At 36.4% G+C, this 19,252-nt stretch carries 16 protein-coding genes; 1 reads left to right on the top strand and 15 read right to left on the bottom strand.

Annotated features, from left to right (window positions below):
- Positions 1-9: 9 nt before the first annotated feature.
- Positions 10-1,227, top strand: a complete 1,218-nt coding sequence (locus tag NST63_RS05370; RefSeq protein ID WP_341041500.1) for an AGE family epimerase/isomerase — start codon at positions 10-12, stop codon at positions 1,225-1,227.
- Positions 1,228-1,261: 34 nt separating this feature from the next.
- Here NST63_RS05370 and NST63_RS05365 read toward each other — a convergent pair whose 3' ends face one another.
- The 15 genes from NST63_RS05365 to NST63_RS05295 form a co-directional block, all read right to left on the bottom strand.
- Positions 1,262-2,140 carry an ROK family protein gene (locus tag NST63_RS05365; protein WP_341041499.1) on the bottom strand — a complete coding sequence of 293 codons (879 nt, stop codon included), beginning with the start codon at positions 2,138-2,140 and terminating at the stop codon, positions 1,262-1,264.
- 80 nt (positions 2,141-2,220) lie between these two features.
- A complete protein-coding gene (locus tag NST63_RS05360; RefSeq protein ID WP_212944741.1) occupies positions 2,221-3,612 on the bottom strand; it encodes a glycoside hydrolase family 1 protein in 1,392 nt (463 codons plus the stop codon).
- A 38-nt stretch (positions 3,613-3,650) separates the two neighbouring features.
- A complete protein-coding gene (locus tag NST63_RS05355; protein WP_341041498.1) occupies positions 3,651-5,891 on the bottom strand; it encodes an alpha-galactosidase in 2,241 nt (746 codons plus the stop codon).
- Positions 5,884-6,837, bottom strand: a complete 954-nt coding sequence (locus NST63_RS05350; protein ID WP_341041497.1) for an acetylxylan esterase — start codon at positions 6,835-6,837, stop codon at positions 5,884-5,886. The genes NST63_RS05355 and NST63_RS05350 overlap by 8 nt, the downstream gene beginning before the upstream one ends.
- Positions 6,838-7,321: 484 nt before the next feature.
- Positions 7,322-8,314 (bottom strand): tagatose-bisphosphate aldolase, encoded by a 993-nt coding sequence (lacD, locus tag NST63_RS05345; RefSeq protein WP_212944743.1) that lies wholly within the window; start codon positions 8,312-8,314, stop codon positions 7,322-7,324.
- 25 nt (positions 8,315-8,339) lie between these two features.
- Positions 8,340-9,275 carry a tagatose-6-phosphate kinase gene (gene lacC / locus NST63_RS05340; RefSeq protein ID WP_341041496.1) on the bottom strand — a complete coding sequence of 312 codons (936 nt, stop codon included), beginning with the start codon at positions 9,273-9,275 and terminating at the stop codon, positions 8,340-8,342.
- A gap of 21 nt (positions 9,276-9,296) precedes the next feature.
- On the bottom strand, positions 9,297-10,445 hold the full coding sequence (nagA, locus tag NST63_RS05335) for an N-acetylglucosamine-6-phosphate deacetylase (RefSeq protein WP_341041495.1): 1,149 nt from the start codon (positions 10,443-10,445) through the stop codon (positions 9,297-9,299).
- 847 nt (positions 10,446-11,292) lie between these two features.
- Positions 11,293-12,141 carry a PTS system mannose/fructose/sorbose family transporter subunit IID gene (locus NST63_RS05330; protein WP_212944745.1) on the bottom strand — a complete coding sequence of 283 codons (849 nt, stop codon included), beginning with the start codon at positions 12,139-12,141 and terminating at the stop codon, positions 11,293-11,295.
- A complete protein-coding gene (agaW, locus tag NST63_RS05325) occupies positions 12,131-12,928 on the bottom strand; it encodes a PTS N-acetylgalactosamine transporter subunit IIC (protein ID WP_071975165.1) in 798 nt (265 codons plus the stop codon). Before agaW ends, NST63_RS05330 begins: the two co-directional genes overlap by 11 nt.
- 27 nt (positions 12,929-12,955) lie before the next feature.
- Positions 12,956-13,444, bottom strand: a complete 489-nt coding sequence (agaV, locus tag NST63_RS05320; protein ID WP_341041494.1) for a PTS N-acetylgalactosamine transporter subunit IIB — start codon at positions 13,442-13,444, stop codon at positions 12,956-12,958.
- Positions 13,445-13,494: 50 nt separating this feature from the next.
- Positions 13,495-14,655, bottom strand: a complete 1,161-nt coding sequence (locus NST63_RS05315) for an SIS domain-containing protein (protein ID WP_341041492.1) — start codon at positions 14,653-14,655, stop codon at positions 13,495-13,497.
- Positions 14,656-14,713: 58 nt separating this feature from the next.
- Complete coding sequence (gene agaF / locus NST63_RS05310) at positions 14,714-15,103, bottom strand: PTS galactosamine/N-acetylgalactosamine transporter subunit IIA (protein ID WP_341041491.1); 390 nt, start codon at positions 15,101-15,103, stop codon at positions 14,714-14,716.
- A gap of 21 nt (positions 15,104-15,124) precedes the next feature.
- The gene (locus tag NST63_RS05305) at positions 15,125-15,850 is read right to left on the bottom strand and encodes a GntR family transcriptional regulator (RefSeq protein ID WP_341041490.1); all 726 of its coding nucleotides are present in this window, start codon (positions 15,848-15,850) and stop codon (positions 15,125-15,127) included.
- Between the two features lie 333 nt (positions 15,851-16,183).
- Positions 16,184-17,287 carry an AbrB family transcriptional regulator gene (locus tag NST63_RS05300; protein ID WP_341041489.1) on the bottom strand — a complete coding sequence of 368 codons (1,104 nt, stop codon included), beginning with the start codon at positions 17,285-17,287 and terminating at the stop codon, positions 16,184-16,186.
- A 183-nt stretch (positions 17,288-17,470) separates the two neighbouring features.
- Positions 17,471-19,153 carry a M14 family metallopeptidase gene (locus NST63_RS05295; RefSeq protein WP_242598230.1) on the bottom strand — a complete coding sequence of 561 codons (1,683 nt, stop codon included), beginning with the start codon at positions 19,151-19,153 and terminating at the stop codon, positions 17,471-17,473.
- Positions 19,154-19,252: the final 99 nt, after the last annotated feature.

The following is a 19,252-nucleotide window of genomic DNA, read 5'->3' as shown; positions in this document are numbered from 1 at the left end:
GATTCGGTAGTGAATAAACGAGATTTTCTTAGAGAACTAGATGAAAGAATATTACCTTTTTGGATGAAATTACTCGATCATGATAATGGGGGATTTTACGGGACTGTTGATATCCAATTAAACATTCAGCCTGAAAGTCCCAAAGGCGGAGTGATTAGTGCAAGACATTTATGGTCCTTTTCGAGAGCCTACTTATTAATGAAGGAAAAACCATATTTACAAGCAGCCGAACATGCCTACCATTTTCTTAAAACAAAACTATGGGATATGGCAAACGGAGGAATTTATTGGTTAGTAGATTACACGGGTGCACCCCTTAATTCATCCAAACATATTTATGCTCAAAGCTTTGCATTATATGGATTAAGTGAATATGTAAAAGCATCAAATAATCATGAAGCTCTTAAAATAGCTATCTCTATTTTTCATATGATTGAAGAAAAGTGTTTTTCCCATGAAGATGATGGCTACTATGAAGAATTCACCATTGATTGGAGATTAAAGGATAACGAACTATTGAATGAAGGAAGGGGTACTATTTTTACTACTAATAGCCATCTTCATCTTTTAGAGGCCTATACAAATCTCTACGAAATTTGGCCAGATTCTTTTCTTTTAAAGAAAATTGAGTTTCTACTTGATGTGTTTTATACAAAAATTTATGACAAGGAAAAGCATTATTGCCATGTAGCCTTTGACCGAAATTGGACGACATTAAAGGATACCTTTTCCTTCGGGCATGATATTGAAACAAGTTGGTTGCTAACAGAAACATTAGAGATTACAAAACTAAAACGACTAGATATTTTGGAAATGAATAAACAGATTGCAAGAAAAGTAGCGAATGAGGGCATCGCTAACGATGGCTCATTATTAGATGCGCGCATAAATGGTATAGTCCATCCAACAAGAGTATGGTGGGCACAGGCTGAAGCGGTGATTGGCTTTTATAATGCTTATCAGTTAACAAACGAGGAAAAATACCTTACCCATTCTAAAAATGTGTGGAAATATATCAAACAATTTGTTCATGATCCCCGTCCTGGTGGTGAATGGTATTCACGCATCGATGAAGAAGGTAAGCCTATTTCTTCAATTTTGAGTGATAAATATATGACCCCAGAACATATTGCTGATTCCTGGAAAGGGTTTTATCATAATTCAAGAATGTGTTTTGAATTAATTAAACGCTTACCAAATGAATATAAGAGACAAAAAACTACCTGAGTATATAGCAGGTAGTTTTTTATCGTTTAAATATTTATGTTTGATAGCTCATTTGATAGTGTCGGACTGCTCCTATTAAATTGGCATCATTTTTATATTTGCACAGGGTAATTTCAGGAATAAATGGTGCGATGCCGACCTTTTTCACAATCTCTTCAAGCTTGATATTAAGCTGTGGGATTAAATCTTCCTTACTCGATACCCCACCACCAATAATAATCTTTTCTGGATCAAAGCTGTATTGTAAATTATATATCCCTAAGGCCAAGTAATGATAAAAAGCTTCAACTTCTACTTGCGCGATAGGGTCCCCTTGTTCCGCCAGTTCAAACACTTGCTTTCCGCTTAATTGACTCTCATGAAGATTCTTTCTTTTTGCTACACGTTTAGCCATATGGACTGCTGTCCCTAATTCGCTAAACGTACCGTTATCAGTTAGAAGCATGTAACCAAATTCGCCACCAAAAAGATGTTTTCCACGCCATATTTTCCCGTCAACAATGACAGCACCACCAATTCCCGAACCGACAACAACAAATAAAACTGTTTGCAGCCCTTTTCCCGCACCATTCCATACTTCAGCTAAGGCGGCGCAATTGGCATCATTTTCTACTGCTATTGGACATTCAAAAACCTTTGACCATTCTTGGAAAATAGGAAAATAGTGAATATACGGGACAGCACTTGAACCCTCAATGATACCTTTCTCCTGATTTACAGCACCAGGAGAGCTAATTGCGACACCTTCTATTTCATAACGTTCAGTGAAACCGACCTTCAAATTTCTAAATTGTCGCTTCATCTCATCCCAAGTTGACGGTGTCACCATTTCCGCTTTTTCTAAAAGACCTTCATTTTCCCATATCGCGTATTTGACCGACGTTCCCCCAATATCAAGTACTAACAGCGCCATGCTCATCCTCCATTCAGTGCCTGTCACTTTTTATATTATTTATGCAACAACGTTTCGTGGCAGGTACTATGTCATATTGCTCATAAGAATCCATTATTTTTACTTACTTCTTTGATCCAATAACCGGATTTCTTAATCGTCTTAACTTGAGTATGAATATTATTTGAAATAAAACCATATCGATTTCGATAAGCATTTTTCCAAGACCAACAATCAATCGGTGTCCATAAATGATAGCCAAAGCAATTAGAGCCCTCTTCAATCCCTTTATGGAGCCATTCTAAATGTTCTTTAATAAAATCAATGCGGTAATCATCCTCAATGACACCCGAATCGTTTAAAAAGCGCTCCTCTTTCGAAACACCCATCCCGTTTTCGGAAACAAACCATTTAATATTTTTATAATTATCACGAATATTAATAGCAATATCGTATAAGGCCTGTGGATAGATTTCCCAGCCTTTATCAATATTCATTCTTCTTCCTGGCATTTCGTATTGATCATAATAGCGATCCGGAGTCCAGTCAGCCGTACTATTAGGTGAAATATCGGGGGCTTTTACCCTTGATGGGTGATAGAAATTCACCCCCAACACATCAATCGTATTATTCTTAAGAATATTCAACTCTTCGTCGGTAGATTCCCAAATGACTTTATCCTCTGTTAATAATTCTACCAAATCCTCAGGAAACTCACCGTATATTGCAGTTTTCAAAAACATTTCATTGCGCCATAAATCAGCAATCCGTCCTGCCTTAACATCTTCTTCACTCTGACTAGCCGGATAGGATGGTGTAAGATTTAAAATAATGCCTATCTGTGCATCCTTCCTATGCATTCCTAATTCCTTAAAGACCTTAATCGCTTTCGCCGAAGCCAAATTAAGATTATAGGCTACTTGAACCGCTTTTTTCCCATCAATAACATTTGGATAATGGAATTGATAAAGATATTGACCATCAACGATGACCATTGGTTCATTAAATGTAAACCAATGCTTTACACGATCACCAAATAGTTCAAAGCATTTTCCGGCAAATTTGGCAAATAACTCAACTACATGTTTGGACTCCCAACCACCATATTTGTGATAAAGTTCAACAGGTAAATCAAAATGATGTAAGGCCATAACAGGCGTAATTCCTTGCTTAATGAATTCATTAATAACTTTATTATAATAGTCGACACCATCTTCATTGACAGTAGCTGATTCAAAATCATCGATTAATCGTGTCCATTGGATAGAAGTCCTGACAGAATTCAACCCAATTTCCTTCATTAATTGAATATCATCTACATAGCTATTATAAAAGTTGGATGCTGTATCGGGTCCTATTTGACCATAAAACTCCTCTGGTTCAACCTCATACCAATAATCAAAAACATTAGCGTGCTTTTTATTAAATCTTCCTTCACTTTGAGGTCCTGATGTTGCAGCACCCCACCAAAAATTTTGCGGAAAACGTTTCATTGTTGTCCATCTCCTTTTTTATGTATGTCCTAAGCGGTCTAGCATTTAATTTCCTTTAAATAAAATAGTTTACTATTGTAATCCTTGACTTTTTCTTTCGCCCAATATTCATTCGCTTTACCAATAAAGTTTTCACCAAATATTAATCCAATTTGCATTAGATCATCCCCATATCTTGCAATATCCGTGTCATTTATTTGGTAAAGCTTATCGTCCGCTAATCCTTTTAGTCTTAAACGTTCATAAGGTCGATTCGGTTTAGCTAACACTTCATAATGTCCAATAATCGCCTCTGATTGATCTTTGGACACTACCATCCATGCTGTTTCATTATTGGTAAATGGGCTACTTATGCGAATAAATGTCCCTTGCTGAAAAAGCTTCCGATGCATTTTATAAAATTCAATATCCTGTTTTATTTGTTCCTTTTCTTCATTCGATAATACCGATAGATCTAATTCATAGCCAAATGTTCCAAAGTAGGCAACATTAGTTCTCATTTCCAAACTAGTTACTCTTCCTACTTGATGATTTGGAATAGCTGATACATGACTTCCGATACTTGATAATGGATACACCATTGATGAACCATATTGTATTTTCAATCTTTCCACTGCATCTGTATCATCACTAGCCCATGCTTGTGGAGCATAATATAACATTCCCGGATCCAATCGACCTCCACCACCGGCGCAAGATTCAAATAAAATATGAGGATATTTTTCTATTAATTTTTCATATAATCGATATACCCCTAAAATATAACGATGATATATCTCACCTTGCTGCTCTGGTAACAAATCATTAGAAAAAGCCTCGGAAATATAGCGATTCATATCCCATTTAATGTAATCAATCTCGCTATCAACTAAAATATCATCCATTAGTTTAAAAATATATTCGACTACTTCATTTCTAGAAAAATCTAAGACAAATTGGTTCCTTCCATGAGAAAACCTTTTTCCGGGAACATGAATGATCCAATCGGGATGCTCTTTGTACAATTTTGTATCTTTACATATCATTTCAGGTTCAAACCAAAGTCCAAACTTCAATCCTAACTCATGAATTTTCTTAGATAATCCATTGATTCCTTCAGGTAATTTATCCTTATTAACGAACCAATCCCCTAGTGAAGAGGTATCATCATGACGTTCTCCAAACCATCCATCATCAAGAACAAAAAGTTCAATTCCTAAATCCGCCGCATTCTTAGCTATATTAAGTATCTTCTCTTCATTAAAATCGAAATATGTAGCTTCCCAATTATTAATTAAAATTGGTCTTTCCCTGTCGCGCCATTGTCCTCTTGCAAGTCTTGTCCGGTATAGTTCATGGAAGGTTTGACTCATTCCATTTAAACCTGAGTCTGAATAAACGATCATTGCTTCAGGGGTTTGAAATTCCTCATTCGGCTTCAATTGCCAGGAAAAATCAAACGGATTAACTCCAATCATTGCTCTTGTCACTTGGTAGGTATCTACTTCAACCTGTGCAAGAAAATTCCCACTATAAATTAAACTGAAGCCATACACTTCCCCTTGATGCTCTGTTGTATCGGGACGAACTAAAGCAAAAAAAGGATTATGAGCATGACTACTTGCTCCCCTCGTACTCCCTATCGATTGGACCCCTGTAATGACTGGCTTCCTTTCTAGTTGATTTTCACGTGCCCATGCCCCGTTAAGATGAATGAATTCAAAATTTTTATCAGGAAAATCGATATTAGCACTCATCACTGATTTTAGGTAATAGTCCTCTTTACCATGGTTAATAAACTTGGCACTTCTTGCTATCGCATCATATTCTGCAAAGATCGTATAGAAAAGATGAAGAGCCATTTCCGAATAGCTGTCCTTTAAAACAATTTCTAATGTTTCCGCTTCATCTGGATCCTCAACATATGTTGCAGGTAATCCTTCTAATAGTGGCTTTCCTTTAAAAACTTTAAAATGATCATATTGAAAATCCGATATTCGATCACCTTGGGGATATCGAATCTGATGCGCTGGATAACGAAAATCAGTTGTTCCAAATGCAGGATATTCCTGCTTAATATGTTCGAACGAAGAGGTGTGATCTCCTTCGAAAAGATTATTAGACGGGCGAACTTCACGTTCAAGTAGATATTGGAAATTATCTCGATGATTAATCTTTTTTCCAAAATATAAATGTTCTAATTGATTGCTTTTTTCCATTACACGAAATAAATAGCTAATTTTTCCGTTCGTCAAGTGGAATTCAAGCGTATCTTTATTAATTAAAATTTTTTTAGTCAAGAAAGAACCCCCTTACTTTATCACCTAATTTAGGTAGGTATTCATGTCCGTACTCAGGAAAAATAATCAATTCTTTTGGAGAATGAATTTTATTATAAACAGCAAATTGAGTAGCAGGATAACAGATACCATCTTCCAATCCCATTGCCCAAATAACTTTGGCTTTGATTCTTGAAGCCAAATGCTGAATATCTATGTATTCTAACGTATGAAAAAACTCTTTTTCCTTTTCATGCATCGGATCACGGAAACGAAACCAGTAATGCAACTCCTCGTAAGCGGATGAAGTAATATCAAATTCGAATGTTTTCCGATAATCACTGAGGAATGGATATTGTGCGAATACTTTTTTTACCCTCGGTTCTAAAGCTGCACAAACTAAGGCTAATGCACCTCCTTGTGATGCTCCTTGCACAACAATCGATTCTTCATCTACTTCCTCCATGGCCATCAAAATTCTTGCTGCCTGTACAGTATCAAGAAATACGGATCTGTAATAAAGACTTTCAGGTCCTGATTCTACGCCCCTTATTATGAACCCCTTTAGTGTCGTTCCTTTTACTATTGTTTGATCCTCTGATAAACCACCTTGTCCCCTACAGTCCATTGCTAGAACAGCAAATCCTTCCGCGACCCATGATAGCTTGTCAGTAAAATCACCGCTATCACAATGATATCCATGGAACATCAACATTCCCGGGATTTTTCCATTCATTTGCTTTGGGCAAATATATTGACATCTAATTCTAGCTCCACCTACACCCATAAAATATAAATTATAGAAATTAGCAATATTAGATGGGATATGTACTTTTTCTAGTTCAAAATTCATAGGTAACTTATTCAACTCATCTAATGCATGCTCCCAAAATTTATCAAAATCAGATGGCTTAACCCCAAGCCCCATATAATTTTTATATTCATGAACTACACTTTCCGTTTTCATCCTCACACCCCTATACATGTTATCGCTTTCATTATAATGTATATACTTTGTTGTGTAAATGTATATATTTAATTTCGATTTGTAAAATCATATGATTCTATTTACTATTTTTTCAGGTTATTGTTTTTCATTTTGAATTGGGATATGTACCAAACTCGGTAAATAATTCATGTTGCTTTAGCTCGTGTGGTAGTAGAAGGGGGAACGTATGGGATATAAAAAAATCAGAGAGTAAATAATGCTCTCTGATTTTTTCAATCTAATCTATTCAATTGAGTTTTTTCAATGCCAAATGTGTTCGGCATGCATTAAGTTACTTATGATAAAAATGGGTACACAACAACTGTATAACAGAGAATTTAATAGATAATAAGTACGCTATTTATGAAAAACATCAGATTTAAAAATAGGAAACTAAGGCCCGCAAACATGATGAATTAACCTACTTTTCCACACATATTGATCTAGTAAATAGATACTTCTACTATTCTTCTTCCACTTTCTCCATCCAAGATTTCGCTGTTCTTTTCAACACAGAATTTAATTCTGTAATATTATTTTTCCCTTCATTCTGCATCCATTCAACACCTGCATCTTCACCTTGTTCTGCAAAAGGTTCGACACCATTTTTCCATGTTGCACGGCCACATAGGACTCCGTTAAAATCCGCTCCTGCTTGGGCTGCAAATTCTAGTGTTTCACGGAATAATTGTGCACTAACACCGGCACTTAAATAAATATATGGTAAATGTGTCGCTTCACTTTGCTCTTTAAAATACTGAGCAGCTTGTTCCCTCGTATAAATGAATTCGCCTTCTGTAAAGCCTTCGACAAAATTCATATTAACAGGTACTTCTACCTTCAATACATCTACTTGATATCTTTCCTTAGAGAACTCTTTCATCATATCATTGACTTTATGTGGTTTTATTTTCGCATAGTCATGACCTTTAACATCCTCAATATTCGCATCATATGAAACAAGTTCTAGGAAAAAGGGGATATCTTCCGCTACACATTCTGAGCCTAGGCGTTCAACAAATGCGTGTTTCAAATCATTAATCTCTTTAGCTTCATCTACATCATAATATAGTAGAAATTTAATCGCATCTGCGCCTTCTTCTTTCAATCTTTTAACTGACCATTCATCTAATAGATCTGGCAAACGTCCAGGTTTTGTTGCATCATAGCCTGTTTTCTCATAGGCTAGCAGCAAACCAGCTTGTTCATCTCTTGCCTTTGCAGCAGGCAATCCGTATTCTGGATCTAATAGAATCGAAGAAGAGTATTTCGTTAACTCACGACTAACGACCTTTTTAAATTCGATAATCCCTTGATCCCCAATCTCATTTGTGCTGGCATTATTTATCATCTTCTTTAATGATCCACGTTGATCAATCGCCAATGCGCCGATAATTCCATTTTCATCAGATAATCGTTTCATCGCTGCCATTTTATTTTTCGTTAATTTTAACATCTTTGTTTCTCCCTCTCTGATGGTTTTAATCTACTTTACATATTTCAATCTCATTAAAAATTTGCTCAAATTTTTCACTATTGACGTAGCCTGTTTGTGATTCCATCGTATTTAAAACCCCTGCTGTCATCGCTGTTTTCATTAACTCCTCGCGAGATTTCTTTTGTAAAATAGATACCGCCATGCCAGCAACCACAGAATCCCCAGAGCCGACAGGATTTACCACATTGATCTTAGGTATCTTTACTAAAAAATGTTCTTGATTGTGCTTTACGAAAGCTCCTTGTGCTCCCATTGAAACGACAAGCCATTGGATCCTCGCAAATAACGGATGTTCGAGGGCCTTTTTCAGTTGATCTTCACCCGTTATCTTTGTATCTAATAATTGATTCAACTCATCGATATTAGGCTTAATTGCAAATGGCCTGGCTTCTTGAAATTGCAATACGTCCTTCAATACCCCACCAGAACAATCGAGAATGACAGGAATTTGTTTCGTCTCTGCTAATCGAATCATTTCGCAATAAATGGATGCATCTAACCCTTTTGGCAAACTGCCTGAAATTGTTACAACCTCTGCCTTCTCTAACAATTGTTGATAATGGTTTAGAAAATCATCACCTTCATTACGAGAAAATTGTGGTCCCGCTTCTAAAATTTCCGTTTGATTCCCCTCGTGAAGGATCGCTATACAGTTTCTAGATTCTTGATCTGTTTTTAAAAAATGATGATCGATCCCATCCTGATCTAATTGATTTTCAATGAATGAACCAATCGTTCCACCTAACATTCCTGTAGCGATTACAGGGGAATGCAATAAATGAATGACCCTCGCAACATTCAACCCTTTGCCACCGGCTGTTTTCATGACATTTGAAACACGGTTAACATCATTTAACTTAAAATCATCTAATTTATATGAAATATCTACAGACGGGTTCATCGTCACACTGACTATCATTGCATGACTCCTTTTTGTCTTTTATATTTGGTATTTGCATACACCATTTATATAGGTAGCTTCTAGTTCCATATTTTTATTTAAAACGATAAAATCTGCTTCCCTACCTGGAAGTATCGAGCCACATTGATCATCTATATTGCAGCTGACCGCCGGAACTAACGAAGCCATTTTTATCGCTTCCTCTGGTGTAGCAATTCCCCATTCCACCACATTACGAATCGCCTCATTCAGTTTCAAAATACTTCCTGCTAGGCTACCACTCTCTAATGTTGCTGTACCGTTTTTCACAATTACAGGGAATTCTCCTAATGTATAGTTTCCATCTGCCATCGCTCCGGCACGCATACAATCGGTAATCATCGCTACACGATCACGGCCCCGAACATCCATTAGTATTTTTGCCGCTAAAGGATGGACATGATGGCCATCACAAATTAATTCAGCAAATACTTTTTCCAAAGTCATGGCCGCTCCAACCATTCCAAGCTCCCGAGACTTCAAAGGACTCATTCCGTTATAGGTATGAACAAAGACAGAAGCGCCGTTTTCTACAATCGCTTTCACCTGTTCATAGGTAGCGCTACTATGACCTAAGGCAACAACCACTCCTTGTTCCGCCACTTTCTTAACAAATTCGGCCACTCCTTCTCTTTCAGGAGCTAAAGCAATTTTTTTAATAAATCCTCCAGATAGCTGTTGCCACTTTTCAAAAACCTGTATATCAGGATCAGAGAAATAGTTAGGATTTTGTGCCCCTTTATGTTCTTCTGTAAAAAAAGGGCCTTCTAAATAGATCCCTTGAATTTTTGCACCTGTCACCTTTTGATAATGTTGTCCAATTGTTTCAACAACTTGGTTAATGAGCTCAATTGGAGCGGTCAACGTTGTAGGTAAAAAAGAAGTAACTCCACAAGCTAAAAGCCCTTCAGATATCGCATTAATACCTGCAAAATCATTGTCCATGACATCATGGTTTAGTAATCCATGAATATGTGTATCTACTAAACCTGGTGCAATCCATTTTCCTTTATAATCTATGATTTGAGATGGATCATTTGGTGGTATTTTTTGATAGCTTCCAAACCTTCCATCAATAATCTCTAAATAGCCTTCGCCTTCAACAGAATCCTTAAAAAAGAATTGATCTGCATGAATATAGCTTTTCATTTTTATGCCTTCTTTCATTCTATAGAAACTAAAAAAGCATTCTTCTTTATGATTTGATTACCGCTTTATTGTTTTTTCTCGTACTAGGGAATTATGCGCTCGCTTTGGTTACCCTAAACACTCGTTTCCCTCTATTTTGGGTACCATTCCCTCCCTTTAATTACCCTAATCACTTGTTTTCCTCTTTTTCGGGCACCTTTCTTCCTCTTTCGTTACCCTGATCACTCGTTTTCCTCTTTTTAAGGAACCTTTCACTCGCTTTGGTTACCCTACACACCTGGTTTCCTCTTTTTAAGGAACCTTTCGCTCGCTTTGGTTACCTTACACACCTGGTTTCCTCTTTTTAAGGAACCTTTCGCTCACTTTAGTTACCCTACACACCTGATTTCCTCTTTTTAAGGAACCTTTCGCTCACTTTAGTTACCCTACACACCTGGTTTCCTCTTTTTAAGGAACCTTTCACTCGCTTTGGTTACCCTATACACCTGGTTTCCTCTTTTTAAGGAACCTTTGGCTCGCTTTGGTTACCCTACACACCTGGTTTCCTCTTTTTAAGGAACCTTTCACTCGCTTTGGTTACCCTACACACCTGGTTTCCTCTTTTTAAGGAACCTTTCACTCGCTTTAGTTACCCTACACACCTGGTTTCCTCTTTTTAAGGAACCTTTCGCTCGCTTTAGTTACCCTGAATCGGCGCTTTCCTCTATTTCGGGTTCCACCCCTCCTTAGTTACCCTAAACCCACGCTTTCCACATCTCGGGGATATTCATCTACCCGTTTTAGCAACAGTGACATCTCACCTTGTAAAAAGGAAAAGACCTATCATCTTTTCCTTTTATAAGTCCAATTAGAATAGTTTGAAAAAGCTTCCTACTAGACCAATAACGACGGTTACAGCGATTAAAGTTAACGGTGATTTTCCTTTTTTCAACATCCAATAACAGAAGAAGGTGTAAAGTAAAGGTAATAATTGAGGCATAATTTTATCTAATACGCCGTCCTGCAAGGCTACTTTAATATCTCCGGCATGGATGGTGACACCTAATTTGAAATTAATATAGGTTGCCACCAAGGCCCCTATTACCGTCAATCCGACGATTGATGCGGCACGTGAAATTTTCTTCGTGCTTTCTTTCAATTTCACAATTGCTTTCGTTCCCGTATTGTATCCATAATGCATTAAACCAAATACAAGACCGAAGTGAACAATATTAAAGGCAATGATAAACAATAATGGTCCTAGTAGATTGCCATCTGCGGCTAAGGAAGCACCAATACCAGCGGTAATTGGAAGCAATGTTAACCAGAATAACGCATCCCCGATTCCTCCTAGTGGACCCATCATGGCGATCTTAATTCCGCGAATTGTGTCACGGCGTTCCTTATTTTCTTCCATCGCTAAAATGACCCCTTGAACAAAAGTCACTAAAAATGGATGAGTATTAAAAAATTGCAAATGGTCCAATAGAGAAGACTTTAGATCATCCTTATTTTTATGTATCTTTTTAAGGCCAGGAATTAAGCTATATGTCCAGCCTCCACCTTGCATCCGTTCATAGTTAAAGGAAGCTTGTAGAAATAATGAACGCCATGCCATTTTATTGAGATCTTTCTTCGTTAAGACTTTTTCGACGGTAGGATCATGATATTCATTTTGGATTAGTAACTCTCGATTAATTTCTTGTTTAGATGCCATTGCTATAATCCTCCTCCAAGTCTTCTTTTATAGGTGCTGAGCTCCCTTTATCAGAGTCATCTGATTTTCCACTTGCAATAAAGAAGTCATATGCTGCAATTGCTATTCCAATAACGGCAATTGCTAGAATTGGTAGTTTTAAATACGCTGCAATAATAAACCCGATTGCAAAAAATGGAGCGTAAGAAACTTTCCACATTATTTTTAATAACATTGCGAAACCAACAGCTGGCATAATTCCTCCAGCAACACTTAACCCATTAATCAACCATTTCGGTAATGCGTTAACTACTGCCTCTGCTTGATCTGCCCCAAAATAAATTGGTAAAAAGGAAATAATGAAATAAAAAACAAATAAGATAATTGGACCCAAGTAATTGAGTCGATCGATCCCCTTCGTATTCCCCTCTACTGCCAACTGATCCATTTTGTGCATGATTGGTGAATAAGCAGTAAAAAGCAAAGTGATTAAACCTTGTACGGCAACTGCAAAAGGTACGGCGACCCCAACAGCAATACTAGCTTCTTGATGTGCTAAAATCGCAAAAGCCGTTCCAATAATCCCACCAATAACTACATTCGGTGGCTGTGCGCCTGCGAGCGGTACCATTCCAGCCCAAACTAATTCGAGCGTTGCCCCTGCCATTAAACCTGTTTGCCAATCTCCTAAAATTAAACCAACCACTAAACCTGTAAAAATAGGCCGATGAATATGAGTTAATCCATTATACAGATCAATCCCTGCAATACCTGCCCATATCCCTATTAACAAGGCTTGAATTAACATGGTTTTTTCCCCCAGTATTTATCAAGATTATACATTCTTCAAAAGATCCATCATATCTCTTCCACGTTCACTTGGAATTCCCCGAACATCTAATTTAATTCCCAACTTATCTAGTTCTTTAAATGTATCGATATCATTTTGGTCCACTGAAACAGTTGCAGATAATTGTTTCTTTCCTTCAGCAAAATGCATATTTCCAACATTAATTTCTTTAATTGGCACTCCACCTTTAACAAGCTTTAAAGCGTCCTGCGGAGTTTTGATAACGAGTAAGATTTTTTGGTGAGGTGCAGCTTTACCAATAATTTTGATTGTTTTTTCAATCGTAAAGAAACGAGCTTGAACAGTATCTGGCAACACCATTTCCATTAAGCTTTGTTGTACTGTATCTGTAGAAACCTCGTCATTCGCAACAACGACAAGATTTGCTCCTAATGTATTTGTCCACGTAACCCCTACTTGTCCGTGAACTAAGCGATTGTCAATTCGTGTGGCTAAAATATTGGGTGTACTCACTGATTATTCCCACTTTCTTTTTATTATTTTTGAAATGAATAAAAAACAGATTATCCTTGATAGTCATGAATCGTAACACCTTTTACTACTCGGTTAACGGTTCCAGTTGCCGAAGGAGTATCCGGTGTATTACCAACTTTTAATGAAGCCATAATCGAAATGGTTTGAGCGAACATTATATAAGGAAATGCTAAATAGATATCTTCCAAGTCCTTTCCATCAGAAAAAGCGAAGCATTCACCTGAGTAATTTGTTTCTTGATCAACTGAAATACTGACAATGACATCTGTAATCCCATCTCTCTTAATTTCTTCTAAAATATCTAAATCATATTTCCTTGTATATTCATTATTCGATGTGAAAACAAAAACTGCAGTATGTTCATTCACAAATGATTTAGGACCATGACGGAATCCTAGAGATGAATCAAAGTTGGTCACATATTGTCCAGCTGTTAATTCTAAAACCTTTAATTGCGCTTCTCTAGTTAATCCAGCTAAGCTGCCAGAACCTAAATAAACAATACGATTAAAGTCCCTATTTATAATGTTTTGAATTTTATCTTCATTTTTTATGACATGGTTGCCCATCTCAATCATTTGTTCAACAAAGGCTTGCTTTTGTTCTACACTGTGTCGATCAAAAATTAATAATGTGCTTAACATCATACATGTAAAGCTTCCGGTCATCGCAAAGCCTTGATCATTTGATTTAGGAGGCATTAATAATAAGAGTGAATGGTTTCCTTTTGTTTGCTGTGCTAATTTTCCTGTTTCTGCACATGTGATATTTAGTTGATAAAATTGATCAACCAATTGTTTCCCTAACTCTACTGCTGCAATACTCTCTGGACTATTTCCACTTCTCGCGAATGAGACAAGTAAGGTTGGAACATCCTTTTTATATGAATCATAAGGATTAGAGACGATATCTGTTGTTGGAATACTTTCTAGTGAAAAGTGATTTTCATCCACTTTATTTTTTAAATAGGTTAATAGAGTATCGCCTACATAAGCGGATGTGCCCGCACCAGTGAAGATCACTCTTACTCTTCCAAGTGCACGAAGCTGATCTAAAAATTGATCAATATTTTCCTTTTCCTTCAAATAAATTTCTAATGTTTCTTTCCATAACATAGGTTGCTGCTTAATTTCATTACTTGTGATTTTTGCCCCTAATCGTTCTAGTTCCTGTTCAGATAAATGAAACATATTAATCCCCTTTCTTATCGCTGGATATGACGTTACTACCAGTTAATATTAAAAAAAATTATTTTACTTTAAAAACCTTCATACCTTCTTTTCCAGATTGCATAATTTCTTCCATAAATTCATCGATTGATACATTTCTTTTGAAACAGCTATCCAGAAGAAGTGGAGCATTCGTTCCTGATAAAACCCTTACATTTCCATGTGCAACTGATAGTTTAGCAGATTCATTGAAAGGTGTTCCCCCTGCAATATCAGTAAAAACAACAATATCCTTTAAGGATGATAAGTTTTGGATCGCTCCCTCAATCTTAGTTGCTAAAGTATCTGCGGACATGCCTTCCACATAATCAATGATTTCAAAATTCTCTTGTTCACCCGCAATTAATTTGATGGATGAATATAAACCCGATGCAAAATGACCATGCCCACTTAATATGATTCCAATCATGCTGTTCAACTCCTTAATTTCTTATCTAATATGTCTAATTTTGTAAATAAATTGATCACTTCTTGCAATACTTAGTGTAAATTCAATCACTTGATTTGCAGTATTATATGTGGTGCGCACTAAACGCAAGCAAGCAGAATCTGTTGGTACTTGTAGAATCTGTGCCTCTTTAAGTGGGACAATACTTGCCGAGAATTCCTCATCAGCTGCTTTCACGACTTCTCCAAAATCCTCTTTAAAAATTTCATATAAAGGTTTTATCTTTACTAATTCTTCTGTTAAACTCGAAAACTTTTTAAAAGGAATATAACTAGTTTCAACCATCATCGGAATCTCATCTGCAAGTCTTAAACGAATGATCTTGAAAACATCCTCCCCAATCGTTAAACCGATATGCTTGGCAAGGTATTCATTGGCTTCAATTACATCATAGGAAAGTACGTCAGTCTTTGGAACCCTCCCAATTTTCCTCATATGATCGGTAAAACTATAGCTTTCCATTAGATTTTGCTTATTTTCACCAAGGGTAGCAACAAAGGTTCCTTTACCATGCTTTTTATAGATATAACCCATCTTTTCCAGCTCAGCCATTGCCAATCTAACCGTCGTTCGACTCACATTAAATTTTGTCGAAATTTCCCTCTCCGACAACATTTGATCATGTGGTTTCATACTTTCCTTAATCTGTTTCCCTAATAAATCAACTAATTGATAATATAACGGGACTTTACTTTCACTACTAAGCACTCATTTCGACTCCTTATAAGCTTTTGAACTGGTTACTACCTCTTGACTAAAATATAACTCTGATTGTTTTCAATTGTCAATGATTTTTTTGTAACCCTTTTCAAGATATTGACTATTATTAATTTTATAAACTATCAACACAGCCTTTCAATAATTAATAAATTATGACAAAATACTACAAAAAAAGATTCAGAGTCTGCTCTGAATCCTTTAATCGCTACAATAGACGATAATTACATATTTATACTTCAAATTTGATTTAGTGAATTCCTTCTTAATCTAGTAAAGGATTGATAGATTCTCATATGCAAACCGATAAGTAGTCTTAACCTATCAATCACTATTCATCTTCTTCCGATAATAATAGGTTAATAGCCATTTTAACAATGGAGGGACAGCAAAGAAAATAAATAAGATCCGGAATAATTGATAACCAGTTACAATTGACAAATCTGCATGAACTTCATGAGCAATGATCCCCATTTGATCCATTCCACCTGGTGCTGAACTTAGGAATGCAGTAATTGGAGAAATCGGATGTAGGTTTGCTAAAAAGAAGCTTAGACCGATTGAAGCTAGTATAAGAACAGATCCACTGATCAAGGAGAAAATGATGATTTTCACTTTATTTGTTAATTGTTCTGGCTTCATCAATGTCCCAATATATCCTCCCATAAAAAATTGCGATATGTCTACTATCGTTGATGGAAGACTTGGTCCATGTAACCCTCCAATATTTAGTATGGCTGTACCAATAATTGGTCCAAGCATGTAAGCGGTTGGCAATTTAATTTTCTTTCCTATAATAGCGAAAATCACGCAAACAATGGTGAAAATAATGATATTCGGAAAAAGTTCAGCCCATTGTGGTTTTATTTTCGTTATAGATCCTGTTAGATGAAAAACCTCTCCTCCAGAAAACATGGGGCTGATTACTAGAAGCGGGACAACAAAAATAATCATCATTAACCGAGTTACTTGGAGAAACGTTACTATCGTTAAATCAATTCCTTTCATTTCCTCGCCTAACGTAATCATCTGGGATAATCCACCTGGGATACTACCTGCTAAAATAGTTGGATAATCAATCTTAGTTAACTTTGAAATAAGTAAAGCAAATAACGCACTAAATGATATGAGTAAAACGGTCATTAGAAGCATGGATGGCGATTGATGAATAATTTGGATTAATGCATCCTTTGTAAATGAAAGTCCAATCGTATATCCAACAATAATTAAGCCTATATTCCGGATATGCACTGGCCAATAAGGAGTGAATTTCCCTATCCTTGATAGAAGGAAAATCACCACCATGGGACCTAGAAGCCAGGGTATCGGCATATGAATATAGTTAAATACTAACCCACCTAATGCCGCTACAACAAATGAATATAAGAGTTGAATCGATTTATTCCTATTATTTAATTGTTTTTCCATGTTAAAACCTTCTCTGGGTTGAAATTTTCTTTTTTCCATTTCACTATAACATAAAGAATGATTGAGTCCCTTATATTTGTTTATTACTAATCATACCTTTAAGCTATTTGTTTGGTACCTATAATACAAGTAAAAACACCATTCATGCATATCACTTAAAAATGCATAAATGGTGTTTGGCAACTATTTCGTTGGTAGATTTTCTTCCTTCATATAACGATATATTGGAATTTCGTCCCCCTTCTCAACAGGGATGAAGTTGAAGGTGACGTAGCTGTCGATGGATTCTGGCTCAAGGGCGATGGCAATGAGGTTTGCATTTGCTTGAGACATGTTGAAAACATAGCTTCCTTTAGGGAAGGTTTGTTCTTTTGTTATAACTTCTGTTGTTACTTGATTCGTATAGTGACCATTTTCTAGAGTTGTTGAAACTTTATTATCAGTCACTTTGAAGCCTTCAATTTGAAGTTTCGTTGGTTTTTTTAATTTTTCTACTTTCACTCCTAAAATTTCTAGCTTACGCGCGATATCATGGTAGGCTGGCGGCATGATGTAGGCTGTAGGACGCTCCCTTTCAAGGGTAGCATAAGCTTCATTGGAATCCTTCCAATCGATCGGTATAGATGTCCTTTCACCTTTCGCAAGATCGATTACTTCAAGTAATTGATCAGGTATCAATTTGTTTTCGCTTGTAATGACAATCTTGTCATTATCATCGATTCGTTTTCCTTTTGCAATGACTTCTTGTCTTGCATTACTTACCAATTTTTTAATTTGATCAGCATGTTTTGCCGTAGATTTAATAAAATTGGTTTGAGCAATAGTTTGTGCATAGACGCGCCGTTCAAAGTTCTCACGTCCAATATTGATGCCACGTGTCTCAATTAAATATGTGAGTGTGTTCTTTAATCCTAGAGCATTTCTACCAATTCTTGCTTCTGTACTTCCTTCAGTTGCAACTAATTTTCCGGAATCATTGGTACCTAATGTGTAATAGTCATGATGGGTTAGTTTTTCTTTATCAAGTACCTTTTGCACCTCAGGAAGGAGCAAGCCCTCAGATGCTTTACGTAGCTGCTCTGGAATATTAAGGTTCTTAGCAGGAGAAATGAGCAGATCATAGGAAGCAATCGAACCCTTTTCCCCATATTTCTTTAATAAAGATGAGTTCACTGTATATTCGTGGGTATCTAGTACGACTTCTGGCTGATACTCATTCACAGCTTGATTAATTAATTGAACCTCTGGATATTCCACTTTTATATAATCACGATTGGCATCAAGGTTCGTAGCAATATATCGTTTAAAATTATAAGACCCATCTGGATTTACACGCGGAACGATGGCAATATTCACCTGATCAAGCACATCTCCTAGTTTTCCTTCTGCTAACATTTGAGCCATTACAAGTGTCGATTCTCCAGCAGCAGGCTCATTACCATGAATTTGTCCTTGTATCCAGATCAATGGTTTCTTTTTATTATTCTTTATTTTTTCCGGGTTATCTTTTGTAAATAAAAGAAGCGGGATATCTCTTCCTTCTAAAGATTGACCAAGAATCTTTAAATGAACATTTTTATTTTTATTAGATAATTTTTTAATGAATGACATCATTTCTTCCTGACTTGTAAAAGCAATCTTTCCCTTTGTAAAGCCAGGAGTTGTGAATTGTGCATGGGGTGATGGAAAAAGATGGGCAATGTTTTCGGGCTGAATATAGCTTGGACCAGTTCCATAATATGGGGTGAATTCGCTTTTGTCCTGAGCGGCAAATGCGCTTTCCTGAAACAGTCCTCCAGAAAAGGGCATCACGGCTGTTATTGACAATGCAGCTACAAGGGATGTGACTCGGATGATTTTTTTCATTATATTCCTCCTCTTTTTGTTTGACTATTCAAAATTTAACATTAATATTCGATAAATGAAATGAATAGAATGACACTTTTTTGAAAACAGGAGATTCCT

It is taken from the genome of Heyndrickxia sp. FSL W8-0496, assembly GCF_038007825.1.
In the GTDB taxonomy this organism is placed as follows: Bacteria; Bacillota; Bacilli; order Bacillales; family Bacillaceae_C; genus Heyndrickxia; species Heyndrickxia oleronia.
The sequence above is the reverse complement of the archived record's forward strand: the minus strand, read 5'-3'. Positions and strand labels throughout refer to the sequence as shown.

Bases quoted from the DNA above. Each gene is read 5' to 3' on its own strand.
- NST63_RS05365 (WP_341041499.1), bottom strand. From the start codon at position 2,140: ATGGCGCTGTTAGTACTTGATATTGGGGGAACGTCGGTCAAATACGCG.
- NST63_RS05360 (WP_212944741.1), bottom strand. From the start codon at position 3,612: ATGAAACGTTTTCCGCAAAATTTTTGGTGGGGTGCTGCAACATCAGGA.
- NST63_RS05350 (WP_341041497.1), bottom strand. From the start codon at position 6,837: ATGAAAACGGAAAGTGTAGTTCATGAATATAAAAATTATATGGGGCTT.
- lacD (WP_212944743.1), bottom strand. From the start codon at position 8,314: ATGTTAAAATTAACGAAAAATAAAATGGCAGCGATGAAACGATTATCT.
- lacC (WP_341041496.1), bottom strand. From the start codon at position 9,275: ATGATAGTCAGTGTGACGATGAACCCGTCTGTAGATATTTCATATAAA.
- nagA (WP_341041495.1), bottom strand. From the start codon at position 10,445: ATGAAAAGCTATATTCATGCAGATCAATTCTTTTTTAAGGATTCTGTT.
- NST63_RS05330 (WP_212944745.1), bottom strand. From the start codon at position 12,141: ATGGCATCTAAACAAGAAATTAATCGAGAGTTACTAATCCAAAATGAA.
- agaW (WP_071975165.1), bottom strand. From the start codon at position 12,928: ATGTTAATTCAAGCCTTGTTAATAGGGATATGGGCAGGTATTGCAGGG.
- NST63_RS05315 (WP_341041492.1), bottom strand. From the start codon at position 14,655: ATGTTTCATTTATCTGAACAGGAACTAGAACGATTAGGGGCAAAAATC.
- agaF (WP_341041491.1), bottom strand. From the start codon at position 15,103: ATGATTGGAATCATATTAAGTGGGCATGGTCATTTTGCATCGGGTTTA.
- NST63_RS05300 (WP_341041489.1), bottom strand. From the start codon at position 17,287: ATGGAAAAACAATTAAATAATAGGAATAAATCGATTCAACTCTTATAT.
- NST63_RS05295 (WP_242598230.1), bottom strand. From the start codon at position 19,153: ATGAAAAAAATCATCCGAGTCACATCCCTTGTAGCTGCATTGTCAATA.